This is a genomic window from Roseburia sp. AF02-12, assembly GCF_003461765.1.
Taxonomy (GTDB): Bacteria; Bacillota; Clostridia; order Lachnospirales; family Lachnospiraceae; genus Roseburia_C; species Roseburia_C amylophila.
This window is the reverse complement of the sequence record NZ_QTXS01000001.1, coordinates 341,613-354,301: the sequence shown is the minus strand read 5'-3', so window position 1 is coordinate 354,301 and position 12,689 is coordinate 341,613. Positions and strand designations below refer to the sequence as shown.

Sequence of the window (12,689 nt, the reverse complement as noted above, 5' to 3'; positions counted from 1 at the left end):
TTAATTTCCTTTCCCTTTTACCACACGATCATTTCGTGCAAGGTCTTTGATTACTTCAACTTCTGTAAATCCTGCGTTACGCATCAGCTCAGAGACTGCTTCTCCCTGGTCATAACCAATTTCCATGTAAACATATCCGCCAGGATTCAAATAACCCTTTACCTGTCCGGCAATCTTCCGATAAAAATCAAGACCATCCGCTCCGCCATCCAATGCGTTTTCCGGCTCAAAATCCCGCACCTCCGGCATCAGTGACAGAATCTCTCCTGTCGGTATATAAGGCGGATTCGCCATGATTACATCAAAAGTCTCGGTAATATTATCAAATAAATCACTGCGTATCCAGTCCGCATCCACTTCATGCATCTTTGCATTTTCTTTCGCTACCAGCAATGCAGTTTTCGAAATATCACTTCCAACACCGGTAAGTTCCGGTGCATTTTTCAACACACTGATTAATACACAACCAGACCCTGTACAAAGGTCTAATACTTTCATCCCCGGCTTTACAATCTTCAATACCTGCTCCACTAAAGTCTCGGTATCCTGCCGCGGTATCAGAACATTGGAATTTACTTTGAATCGAAGCCCCATAAATTCCTGTTCTCCAATAATATACTGTAGCGGAATATGTTCAGCTCGTTTCTGTACTGCAATCTCATATTCTTTCTGAGCATCCTGTGTAATATCTTCTTCCCCGTGAACGTAGTAGTAACTGCGTTCAATCCTGCATACCATCTGTAAAAGATACCATGCATCCAGTGCGGCATCCGGCACTCCTGCATCTGTAAGACACTTTGTACCAAATTCCACTGCCTCTCTATAAGTCATATATTACGCCCTTTTCTTTTACATTTCGCTCAAATATTTTTTCCAGTCAAATACTGCTTCCACGGAAGCAATACCAACCTCAATCATAGAATCATCCGGTTCTCTTGTTGTAAGCCTCTGCAGCCACAATCCAGGTTTACTTAAGAAATTCACTACCGGATTATCACTTTTTCCGGCAAGCCGGATAAATTCATATGACACACCAGCAATCACCGGTATCAGCAGCAAACGAAGCACTACCTTCAAAATCCGGCTCTTTACATCAATAAATGCAAAGAAAATAATACTGATAATCATTACAAACAGGAGAAAACTTGTACCACACCGCTTATGCAGTCTGGAACTCTTTCTCACGTTTTCTACATTCAGCTCCATTCCATGTTCAATGCAGTTAATGCATTTGTGCTCTGCTCCGTGATACATGAATACACGCTGGATATCCTTCATTAAGGAAATTGAAGCAATATATGCCAAAAAAATCATCATTCGGATGATACCTTCAATCAGCGCCAGTGCCACATGGGATGTAATAAATTTCTGAAAAATCAAAGAAAGATAATATGGCAGAATCATAAAGATTCCAATGGCAAGTACAAAGGAAAATGCAACAGTAATACCCATTTCTGCCTTTTCTTTTTTTGCTGCTGCCTCTTTTGATAATTCTTTCTTTTTTGCTTTGGTGTCTTCCTCATCCTCTTCAAAGAAAGATGCGGAATATGTAAGCGTTGATATTCCAAGTGTCAAAGACTCCACAAAACTTAACACTCCACGTAAAATCGGAATGTTCCGCAATGTCTTGTTTTTAATCAGTCCATAATACTCTTTGGTATCAACGGTAATCTCTCCATCCGGCTTCCGGACTGCCACGGCGTACTTTTCCTTATTTTTCATCATTACGCCTTCTAAAACTGCCTGTCCACCGATTCCCGAATATTTCATGTGTGACCTCTCTTCCTGTTTCTAAAAAAAGGTTGAGATTAGAAACCTCAACCTTATCTTTCAGTCACATTGTGCAATTTCTATTTCATGCCGTATTTCTTATTGAACTGCTCAATACGTCCACGAGCCTGGTTAGCTTTCTGCTGTCCAGTATAGAATGGATGGCATTTGGAACAAATTTCAACGTGAATATCCTCTTTGGTTGAACCAGTTACGAATGTGTTACCACAGTTACATGTAACTGTTGCCTGATAATAATCTGGATGGATTCCTTCTCTCATGTCTCTCACCTCTCATATATGAATTGCTTCGCAATTACGACATTTGTCTAATTTAAGTGCGATACTGTTTAGTTTCCGAATAAACAGCTTATTCATTGTAGCATAGGAAAAGCTGTTATGCAAGTGTTTTTAAACAAATTTTGTCTTTTTTACAGTCTGGATATATTCCCGGTTGTTTTTCGTCCGGACAAACATATTCAAGATGCTCTCAACCGCTTCATCGGTACGCATGCCATTGATTGCCTTACGCATAATAAATACGGCCTCCTGCTCTTCCTGTGTCAGTAAGAGGTCTTCTCTTCTTGTACCGGATTTTACAATGTCAATTGCAGGGAATACACGTTTCTCAGATAACTTACGGTCAAGCACCAGTTCCATGTTACCGGTTCCCTTAAATTCCTCGTAAACAACATCATCCATCTTGCTTCCGGTATCTACCAGTGCTGTTGCAAGAATCGTAAGGCTTCCGCCCTCACGCATATTACGGGCTGCACCAAAGAAACGCTTCGGCATATGGAGGGCTGCCGGATCAAGACCACCGGATAAGGTTCTTCCACTTGGCGGAACTGTAAGGTTATATGCTCTTGCAAGTCTTGTAATACTGTCTAAGAGAATCATAACATCCTTCTTATGTTCTACCAGACGTTTTGCTCTCTCAATTACCATCTCGGATACTCTCTTATGATGCTCCGGCAATTCGTCAAAGGTAGAATAAATAACTTCTACATTCGGTCCTTCAATTGCTTCCTTAATATCGGTAACTTCCTCCGGCCGCTCATCAATTAATAAGATAATCAGATGCATCTCCGGGTTATTCTGCTTTACTGCCTGTGCCACACCTTTTAATAATGTAGTCTTACCTGCTTTTGGTGGGGAAACAATCATTCCACGCTGTCCCTTACCAATCGGAGATACTAAATCTACAATTCGCATTGCCATTGCACTATGGCTTGTCTCAAGCCGGATTCTCTCATCCGGAAAAATCGGAGTTAAATCTTCAAAATTCTTCCGCTTTACAGCCTCTGACGGATGCAGGTCATTAATAGAAGTAATGTATAATAATGCAGAGAATTTTTCAGCCTGTGTCTTAATTCTGGTATTTCCGGTCACAATATCTCCGGTTTTCAGATTGAACTTACGAATCTGGGACGGAGAAACATAGACATCATGCTCTCCCGGCAGATAATTTTCACAACGGATAAATCCGAATCCATCCGGCATAACTTCAAGAATTCCATGTGCCTTCACACCGCTGTCTAAGTCCTTGTTTTCTTCTGCCACACGCTCCGTTTCATCTTTTTCCGAAATATGCTCATCCGGTGTATGTCTTACTGTGCTTCGACGCATCTCGCCCTCATGTCCCCTCGCTGCATTTTCCCGGTGCGGACGTTCTGCGCGATAGGTTCTGGTTTCTGCTACCTGCTCCGTAGTTTCTGTTGTACCTTCTGCTTCTTTCTTGGCTTCCTGCACCTTTGCTTCCTTTTCATCTTCCGCCAGCATCGCTTCTACTAACTCAGCTTTCTTTAAGGTAGAAATTCCTTTCATTCCCCTTGCTTTTGCCAGTTCACGCAACACTGCTGCAGAAAGACTTTCATACTTCTCTCTCATTCTATTCTCCTTACCTCTTGCTTATTTGATTATCTGCTAAATAATTGGGATTTCTTTTTGAAATAAAAATAATTGGAACGTAAGATTCGTCTTTTCGTATTATACAACAGTTTCTTTCAAATAGGAAGTCCTTTTTCTTGCTTTAAAAATTTTTTAATGATATGATACTAGACGGAAGTAATCAATGGCTAAGAAAAGGAGACGAACTATGGATACCAACGAAAAAGCAATTGAAATGCATAAAAAATGGAATGGAAAATTAGAAACCATCTCCAAGACACCGGTAAAGACCCGGGAAGATTTATCTATCGCATACACACCTGGTGTTGCGGCACCTTGCCGTATCATCGCAGAAAATAAAGAAGAAGCTTATACTTATACCATGAAAGCCAACACCGTTGCCGTTGTCTCAGACGGAAGCGCTGTTCTCGGTCTCGGAAACATCGGACCGTACGCAGCCATGCCGGTTATGGAAGGAAAATGTGTACTGTTTAAAGAATTTGGAAATGTCAACGCTGTTCCAATCTGCCTTGACACACAGGATACCGAAGAAATTATAAAAACTGTTAAAAATATTGCTCCAGGATTCGGCGGCATCAACTTAGAGGATATTTCCGCCCCACGTTGTTTTGAAATTGAAGAGCGTTTAAAGGAAATGCTTGATATTCCGGTCTTCCATGACGACCAGCATGGTACTGCTATTGTTGTTCTTGCCGGAATCATCAACGCTTTAAAAGTAACCGGAAAAGAAAAAGAAAACTGCCGCGTTGTTGTAAATGGTGCCGGTTCTGCCGGTGTTGCCATCACCAAACTGTTACTGACTTACGGCTTTAAAAATGTTATTATGTGTGACCGCATGGGAATCATCGGCAAAGATTATCCTGACTTAAACTGGATGCAGAAGAAAATGACCGAAGTTACCAACCTTTCCAATGAATCGGGTACCCTTGCCGATGCATTAAAGGGTGCTGATATCTTCGTTGGTGTTTCCGCACCGAATATCGTGACTCAGGAAATGGTTGCATCCATGAATAAAGATGCCATTCTTTTTGCCATGGCAAATCCTACTCCGGAAATCATGCCAGACCTTGCCAAAGCTGCAGGTGCTAAAGTGGTCGGAACCGGAAGAAGTGATTTCCCGAATCAGGTAAACAACGTCGTTGCTTTTCCGGGAATCTTCAAAGGTGCTTTAGAAGGACACGCTTCCCAGATTACAGAAGAAATGAAGCTTGCTGCTGCAAAAGCAATTGCAGGGTTAGTATCTGATGAAGAATTAAATGAAGACTTTATTATGCCGGAAGCATTTGACCCGCGTGTTGCCGAAGTGGTAAGCCAGGCAGTCAAATCACACATCCGCTAATGAAAAACGGCACGATTACACTGTGGGGGGAGAAGCGCTACCACTCTCTGGACTACTATTTAAAAAATACCTACCATGAAAAGGTATACCGGATTGCATTAAATGCCGGACTCAGTTGTCCCAACCGTGACGGACACTTAGATACCAGAGGCTGTATTTTCTGCTCTGCCGGTGGTTCCGGAGATTTTGCCGCCTCCCCCACGCTTTCTATCAAAGAACAGTTAGAATCCGAAAAAAGCATTCTGAAAGCCAAAAGAAATTGCAATAAATTCATTGCATATTTTCAGGCATTCACGAATACTTATGGTTCTGTGGAACACCTGCGGAATCTTTATATGCAGGCAGTAAACGACCCGGATGTGGTTATTATTTCCATTGCCACAAGACCTGACTGTCTGCAGCCTGAGATTCTTTCACTGCTTGCCGAAATCAATGAAAAGAAAACCGTCTGGGTGGAACTTGGTTTACAGACAATCCATGATGACACCAGAGAGTTTACACGAAGCGGCTTTACTTATGAGACTTTTCAAAAAAGTCTCTTCGCCCTTCACGCCCTTTCTATCAAGGTGATTGTTCATCTGATTTTAGGACTGCCCCACGAAACCAGAGAAATGATGTCTGCTTCCGTTCAGGCAATTGCAAATCTCCCGGTCTGGGGAATCAAGCTACAGCTGCTTCATGTATTATCCGGCACCGATTTAGCCGCTTATTATGAAAAGACACATTTTCCGGTATTTTCCATGGATGAATACTGTGAAATGATTATTGACTGTCTGGAGCTTCTGCCTCCGGAAATGGTGATTCACCGGATTACCGGCGATGGTCCGAAGGATTTACTGATTGCGCCGATGTGGAGCACCGGAAAACGGACTGTTTTAAATCAGATTCACCGCCGCTTAAAAGAGCGGAATACTTACCAGGGACGCTTAGCAACTAAGAGGTGATTTTATGGCTGAACCAGCTACTTTATATAAATTAATTATTCTGCACATGCTTGAACATATTGATTTTCCATTGTCCAATGCGCAGATTTCAGATTTCTTTTTAGACAGGGAATATACCGACTACTTTACGATTCAGCAGGTCATTCATGACCTGATGGATTCCGGGCTTGTCCGTACGGAAAACACCCACAACAGTACACGGTATATTATTACTCCTGCAGGAAAAGAAACACTGCATTTTTTCCATGACAAAATATCCCCTTCTATTGAAGAAGATATTGCAGCTTATTTTCAGGCAAATAAGCTTGCCATTAAAACAGAAAATGCATATCTATCCGATTATTACAAAACACCGGAACAGGAATACGGTGTGCGATGCCAGCTCCGGGAAAAAGGCCGTACCCGCCTTGATTTTACTTTAACTGTCCAGACAAAGGAACAGGCGGAAGCCATCTGCACCAACTGGCAGAATCAGGCAGATGATGTATTTGCCTGTCTGATGGATTTACTTTTAAAATAAACGTTATTCAAAAAGCGGAACAACGAGAAGATTTTTCTCTCTGTTCCGCTTTCTATAATTTCTTATATTTTCAGTTATTTTGTCCTTTTTATTTTATTCTTTTTTATTTTGCTCTTTTACTTCGCTTTCTTCTTTCTGCCATTCTTTGAAGGCTTCTGCTTCTTTACGCTGTAACCAAAGCTTCCAAGCTTCTTACCCAGCAGAAAATATTCTCCATGGGAATAAGTCACCAGCCCGCTCTGATTCAGTTCGAATTTACCTTTTTCATTCATATAGGAATCATCAACGGTAACGCCTACTACATCTGCCAGAAACATATCATGGCTTCCAAGATGTAATATCTGGCTTACCTTGCAGGCAATGTTTACCGGACTTTCTGCAATTCCCGGTGCCGATACCTGCGGAAGGTTCAGTGGTGTCAGATGCATGGCATCAAACTTGTCAACGTCACGGCCGGATTTTACGCCACAATAATCCGTGGCACAGACCAGATCCTTCGTCACAAGATTTACAACAAATTCGCCGGTTTCCGCAATTATTCCATGGGAATATCGTTCCGGACGGACAGATATGGAAAGCATTGGCGGATTCGTACATACCGTTCCTGCCCACGCTACCGTAATAATATTCGGTTTTTCTGTCGGTCTCTGGCAGCTTACCATCACTGCTGGAACCGGATATAACATATTACCCGGCTTCCATGTTTCTTTCGCCATTTCAATTCTCCTGTATAAGTTGTTATCTTTTTTCTGTCTCTGATATGGGCATTTAAACCTGCTGTCATCCTGCCGTAAGCATTTACGCTTGCTGCAATCCTGCCATTAATGTCGGAATCATCTGTTTCTTACGGGATACTACTCCCTTTAAGTAAAAGCTGCCTGATTCATCCGGCTCTCCAAAGCACTCCTTTAAAAGGCTGCCTGCCTGTGCTCCGGCATAGATTACTTCCGAATTCTCATCCAGAATGTCCGTCAGCATCACAAATACGGCATCCAGTTTCTGCTCTCCCAATGCAATTTCCAGATATGGCTGCAGCTTCTTCTTCGCCATGCCAAGCTGCACGTCACTCATGGCACTAAGCTGTGCTACACCAAAATCAAATTCATCGGTATGGAAGGTTTTAAAATCCTGATAAAACAGTTCTTCTGTTGTCTTTTTCTTAAAATCACTGCCGGCTTCAAACATCTTCTTGGCCAGCTCTTCAATATCTACTTCTGCAATCTTCGCCAGTGCTTCTGCTGCTGCCCGGTCCATCTGTGTACAGGTCGGTGAACGGAACATCAAGGTATCTGAAATAATTGCTGCCAAAAGAATTCCGGCTGTCTTTTTATCAATGATTGCTCCCTTTTCCTGATACATCTGATAAATAATCGTTGAAGTACAGCCCAATGGCTGGTTCCGGAAAAATACCGGAGCAATCGTCTCAAGGCTGCCCAGTCGGTGATGGTCAATAATTTCTAAGATTTCTGCATCTTCGATTCCATCTACTGCCTGGGATTTTTCATTATGGTCAACAAGGATCACCTGTTTTTTCTGTAAATTTAAAAGATTTCGTCTGGAAAACATACCGACATATTTTCCATTCTCATCCAGTACCGGAAAATCACGATGACGCACTTTAGACATAGTCTCTTTCACATCATCCACATAATCCTCTAATTCGAATGTAATCAGATGCTCCTTTTTCATAATATATTTAATCGGCATACTCTGATTAATCAAACGCGCCACGGTAAATGTGTCATATGGTGTGCTGATAAGCATACAGTCTTTCTCTTCTGCAAGCTGCACAATGGTCTTTGTAATCTTCGCTCCGGAACAGACAATCACACAGCTTGCATTCATTTCCAATGCACAGAACTGTGATTCATAACGGTCTCCTAAGATAACCATATCGTCATCTTCAATATACTGCTCCATCATATCCGGTGTGGTAGCTGCAACAACAACCTTACCTTTTATGAAGTAACCATGCTCATTTCCTGTTACAAGAGTTCCATTTAAAGTTTCAACAATATTCTTATACTGCGTCCGGGCAGTTGCAAGAATCCGGTTGTCCAATACATCCATATAGGATTTTGCAATATCACTGGTAACAATCATTCCCTGCAGATTGTTCTCATTGTCAGTAATCGGCAATGACACGACATCTAAATTCTTCATCAGCTCCCATGCCCGTTTAATGGAAATGTGACTGCTGACACCCTCCGTTCTACGATATTCAATATCCTTAATCTGTGCACCGACATCTGTTACCAGTTCCGGTTCCGGTACATCAAAAAATTTTAGGACATACTTCGTCTCTTCGTTCATATGTCCTGCTCTTTTCGGTATAAAAATACCGTCCTCTGTTTGATTTTTTAAATCTGCATAGGCAATCGCCGCACAAATAGAATCTGTGTCCGGATTCTTATGTCCAATTACCCATGTCTTTCTCTTTCCCTGTGTCATATAATTCCTCGTTTTAACTACTGCTTAAAAATTAAATACTCCAAGAGAATATAGAATAAATGCCACCAATACTACAAAATTGATAACAGAAAACCAGGTTAAGCATTTTGCATAACCTTTTACGGTATTCAAGCTCTTCTCTAAAGTATCATTTTCCTCTAACTTAACGGTAAACTCTTTAATTAAGTCCTGCATATTGCGGTAGCACTTTACATCTTCGGTATGTATTTTCTCAGCCAGTTCCAGTTTCATGCTGTCTAACTGCTGGGAAATTTCCTGTAAAGATGCCTGCATCTGTGCAGTTTGTTCTGCGGTTCTTCCGGTGGAATCACTTACGTCTGCTGCAATCTTTTCAGACAGTGCATTCAATTTTTCTTCTACACGGTTAATCATTTCTTCCATCTGACCGTGTACTCCGGTAAGAAGAACATCTGCTTCTGATTTACGTGCATTTAAAACATGCTGCAGTTCTTTTGCTTTTTCTTCTCTTTCATCTACGATATTCTGTAATTCCTGCACTTTGTCTTCTTTTGTAACAAGCAAAGCCTGAAGCTGTTTTGCTTTCTCACGGAATTCATCAATCTGCTTTAATAAGAAATCTTCCTTATCCATTCCTTTATCCACCTTACTGTTTGTCCTCTCTGACCTGTTATGCTGTTCGTTTTCTTTTAACGAAGGGGCTGCCTTTCTGGTCTCTGTATTTCTTATCTGTACCTTCTGTTGTGTCACCGGCTCTTTTCTGCTCCGGTCCGGCGTCCCATAACTCTTCGCATTTTTACGGTAAAACATCGTTTTCAGCACATCAAAAAAGCTTTTCACTACCGTCTTCCTCCTGCGGAATCTCTTCCATTCCTATTACTGCTAGACACATTCTAGCATTTACCCTGTGATTTGTCCAGCAAATGCTCAACCATTGCTTTCTCCTTTGCTGTCAAATCTGCATCTGCCAGCAAATCCGGTCTTCGTTCCATGGTTCTTTTAATGGATTGTTCTCTCCTCCATGCTTCTACCTTTGCATGGTCTCCGGAAAGTAAAATAGCTGGAACTTTCTTTCCCATCCAGTCTTCCGGTCTGCTATACTGCGGATATTCCAATAAATTTCCTTCAAAGGATTCTGTGGTTCCGGATTCATCATTTGCCAGTACGCCAGGCACCATACGGGATATCGCATCCACCATGACCATTGCCGGAAGTTCTCCTCCTGTCAGCACATAATCTCCAATCGACACATAATCCGTCACAATTTCTTCTAACACACGTTCATCGATGCCCTCATAATGCCCACAAAGCAATACCAGGTCTTCTTCCTTCGCATAATCCTTTGCCATTTCCTGCTGAAACGTATTGCCCTGAGGTGTAAGATATACTGTTCTTGGCTTTCTTCCAATCTTCTGTGCCACTGCCTGCCACGCATCATAAATCGGCTGTGCCTGCATTACCATCCCGGCTCCGCCACCATACGGATAATCATCTACTTTTTTATGACGGTCTAACGTATAATCCCGGATGTTAATTGTTTCTATATTTAAAAGTCCTTTGCCAACTGCTCTTCCGATGATACTGGTATTCAGTCCCCGTTCTACCATATCCGGAAATAATGTTAATATATGAAAATTCATTTTGCTACCTACTTCTTATTAATATCACGAAGCCCATTTAAAAGGTGTACCATAATGGTGCCTTCCTCTATATTGACATTTTTTACACAATCCTTAATTGCCGGAAGTAAAATATCATCTTCCCCATCTTTATGTAATACATAAATGTCATTTGCACCGGTCTGAAGTACATCCTTTACTTCACCTAAATCTTCTCCGTCATCTCCGACTGCCTTTAAGCCAATCAAATCAGCCACGAAATATTCATTCGGAGCCAGCTTTACAGCATTTTCCCTTGTTACATAAAGCCCTCTGCTCTTATACTTCTCTACATCATTTATATTATCAAATTCTTTGAATTTTAATATTACCAGATTTTTAAAGAAGCGCGCCTGTGTAACCTGAAGCTCCATCGGTTCTTTTCCAGTATCCAAAAATACCTGCTTCAGCTTTTTAAAACGCATGACATCATCTGTTGTCGGATATACCTTCACTTCGCCACGCACACCATGTGTATTGGTAAGTACTCCTACCTGCAGCATTTCTTCCTTCCAGTCTTCCTGCACTTTCTTCATATCCTATCCTCTTTCTCTCATACTTCCCATTCTTCAGGCAAGCCTGAATTTAATTATACAAAAGAAGCATAACTGCCGCAAGTAAAAAAGGTAAGATTCTTAAGAATTCTTAGGAATCTTACCTTCTAACGGTCTCTTACTTTTTTATAATCAAAATTGCTCTTATAAATTAAAGTTTTCTACATTTCGCACTTTTGCAGTATCCGTTGCAGTAATCTGCCGGATTCCGCTCTGTTCAATGTTCTCTCCCACAAAGAACTGATACTGCTGCAGTACCTGATCTTTGTGCATATCGGATAATGCCTTCTCAACATCCAGACTATGTATATCACTTTCAGAACCTTTCATCTCGTAGGTACGATCCGGCTGGTACTGTGCTGCATAATCTGCTGCCCCAAAATCCTGTTCTCTTCGTACCGGAGTCTCTAAGGTATCCTTCTGCTGCTGTTCAGATGCACCGGCATCTGCTACCGTCTTAACAACCGGTGTATCTTCTACTGCATTCCGGATATTCTGTATGCTGTTGTAATCGTAAAATCCCGCATTGGGACGAATTCCTGAAATATTCATAACGATCACGTTCCTCACATCATAATTATCTGCTACTAATTTTATCGGATAAATTCAACCAAAATTAACCCTTTTCTCCAAAAAGATTTTCTTTTATTTATCCAGCATTTTCTTTAACTCATTCATAAAGGTATTTACATCCTTAAATTCACGATATACAGATGCAAAACGAACATACGCCACTGCATCTAAATCTTTAATCTTATCCATCAGAATCTCACCAATTACAGTACTTGGGATTTCCTTTTCTTCCCGATTAAAAATCTCTGTCTCCACTTCATCAACCAGTCTGGTTATCTGCTCCACGGATACCGGTCTCTTATGGCAGGCACGAAGTACACCTGCTTCAATCTTGGAACGGTCATACTGCTCTCTGCAGTTATCCTTTTTTATTACAATCAATGGAATTGTCTCAACTTTTTCATAAGTTGTGAAACGTTTTCCACAATCGTCACATAATCTTCTCCGGCGAATGGAGTTATTGTCATCTGCCGGTCTCGAATCAATTACTCTGGTATTTTCACTGCTGCAAAATGGGCACTTCATCTTTTTTCTCCTATTCTAAAAGCTACGCAAAACACGCTTTGTGAATTTTGCATAAATAATACCGTTTTTCCATCACCAAACGTTCATAAAGAACTGCTGATATCAGCTTTTACAAATATTGGTCGTACTATTTTTAGTATAACTTTCTCTTATTCTTATGTCAACTAACTTTTCACATCTTCTACACAGACATCTACCAGAATAATATCCGGTCCAATCCGCACAACACGTTTCCATGGAATAATATATTCGCATGCCGGACAAAAAATACAGAAAAATTTTCCCGGCGCAGCTACAACCAGTGCACAGATTCTTCCATTGCACTCATCCAGTTCCAAATCCACCACATTTCCCAGGCAGCAACAGTCTGCAATATTAATCACCTGCTTTTCACACAATTCACAATAGCGTATCATGTGCCTGCCCCACTGTGCCTTTTCTTCTATTTATACTATGCCGGATTTTT

At 41.3% G+C, this 12,689-nt stretch carries 15 protein-coding genes; 3 read left to right on the top strand and 12 right to left on the bottom strand.

The features are described from left to right. The 4 genes from prmC to rho all read right to left on the bottom strand — a co-directional run bounded on the left by prmC (position 1) and on the right by rho (position 3,659). A complete protein-coding gene (gene prmC, locus DV740_RS01675; protein ID WP_118087357.1) occupies positions 1–831 on the bottom strand; it encodes a peptide chain release factor N(5)-glutamine methyltransferase in 831 nt (276 codons plus the stop codon). Between the two features lie 18 nt (positions 832–849). Next, positions 850–1,770: a DUF1385 domain-containing protein gene (locus DV740_RS01670; RefSeq protein WP_118056814.1), complete on the bottom strand. Its 921-nt coding sequence runs from the start codon at positions 1,768–1,770 to the stop codon at positions 850–852. An 80-nt stretch (positions 1,771–1,850) separates the two neighbouring features. Further along, positions 1,851–2,051, bottom strand: a complete 201-nt coding sequence (gene rpmE, locus DV740_RS01665; RefSeq protein WP_022243129.1) for a 50S ribosomal protein L31 — start codon at positions 2,049–2,051, stop codon at positions 1,851–1,853. Positions 2,052–2,180: 129 nt separating this feature from the next. Next, a complete protein-coding gene (gene rho, locus DV740_RS01660; protein WP_117699010.1) occupies positions 2,181–3,659 on the bottom strand; it encodes a transcription termination factor Rho in 1,479 nt (492 codons plus the stop codon). A gap of 208 nt (positions 3,660–3,867) precedes the next feature. Here rho and DV740_RS01655 point away from each other — a divergent pair, with 208 nt between their 5' ends. The 3 genes from DV740_RS01655 to DV740_RS01645 are packed head-to-tail and all read left to right on the top strand — an operon-like array spanning position 3,868 to position 6,483. Next, positions 3,868–5,019 carry an NAD(P)-dependent malic enzyme gene (locus tag DV740_RS01655; protein WP_022243131.1) on the top strand — a complete coding sequence of 384 codons (1,152 nt, stop codon included), beginning with the start codon at positions 3,868–3,870 and terminating at the stop codon, positions 5,017–5,019. Continuing rightward, positions 5,019–5,963 carry a TIGR01212 family radical SAM protein gene (locus DV740_RS01650; RefSeq protein WP_118087356.1) on the top strand — a complete coding sequence of 315 codons (945 nt, stop codon included), beginning with the start codon at positions 5,019–5,021 and terminating at the stop codon, positions 5,961–5,963. Before DV740_RS01655 ends, DV740_RS01650 begins: the two co-directional genes overlap by 1 nt. A 4-nt stretch (positions 5,964–5,967) precedes the next feature. Continuing rightward, entirely contained in the window at positions 5,968–6,483 is a 516-nt protein-coding gene (locus tag DV740_RS01645; protein ID WP_022243133.1) for a DUF4364 family protein, read from the top strand. A 116-nt stretch (positions 6,484–6,599) separates the two neighbouring features. Here DV740_RS01645 and DV740_RS01640 read toward each other — a convergent pair whose 3' ends face one another. The 8 genes from DV740_RS01640 to DV740_RS01605 form a co-directional block, all read right to left on the bottom strand. Further along, positions 6,600–7,199 (bottom strand): flavin reductase family protein, encoded by a 600-nt coding sequence (locus tag DV740_RS01640; protein ID WP_117699012.1) that lies wholly within the window; start codon positions 7,197–7,199, stop codon positions 6,600–6,602. Between the two features lie 82 nt (positions 7,200–7,281). Then, on the bottom strand, positions 7,282–8,934 hold the full coding sequence (locus DV740_RS01635) for a putative manganese-dependent inorganic diphosphatase (RefSeq protein ID WP_118087355.1): 1,653 nt from the start codon (positions 8,932–8,934) through the stop codon (positions 7,282–7,284). Between the two features lie 24 nt (positions 8,935–8,958). Then, positions 8,959–9,753, bottom strand: coding sequence for a hypothetical protein (locus DV740_RS01630; RefSeq protein WP_118087354.1), 795 nt, complete (start codon positions 9,751–9,753; stop codon positions 8,959–8,961). A 53-nt stretch (positions 9,754–9,806) separates the two neighbouring features. Further along, positions 9,807–10,553, bottom strand: a complete 747-nt coding sequence (trmD, locus tag DV740_RS01625) for a tRNA (guanosine(37)-N1)-methyltransferase TrmD (RefSeq protein ID WP_118056818.1) — start codon at positions 10,551–10,553, stop codon at positions 9,807–9,809. A gap of 8 nt (positions 10,554–10,561) precedes the next feature. Next, positions 10,562–11,107 (bottom strand): ribosome maturation factor RimM, encoded by a 546-nt coding sequence (rimM, locus tag DV740_RS01620; protein ID WP_117699014.1) that lies wholly within the window; start codon positions 11,105–11,107, stop codon positions 10,562–10,564. A gap of 162 nt (positions 11,108–11,269) precedes the next feature. Next, complete coding sequence (locus DV740_RS01615) at positions 11,270–11,677, bottom strand: hypothetical protein (RefSeq protein ID WP_118087353.1); 408 nt, start codon at positions 11,675–11,677, stop codon at positions 11,270–11,272. 93 nt (positions 11,678–11,770) lie between these two features. Beyond that, a complete protein-coding gene (nrdR, locus tag DV740_RS01610; protein ID WP_022243140.1) occupies positions 11,771–12,223 on the bottom strand; it encodes a transcriptional regulator NrdR in 453 nt (150 codons plus the stop codon). Between the two features lie 164 nt (positions 12,224–12,387). Then, entirely contained in the window at positions 12,388–12,639 is a 252-nt protein-coding gene (locus DV740_RS01605; RefSeq protein WP_022243141.1) for a YlmC/YmxH family sporulation protein, read from the bottom strand. Between the last annotated feature and the right edge of the window lie 50 nt (positions 12,640–12,689).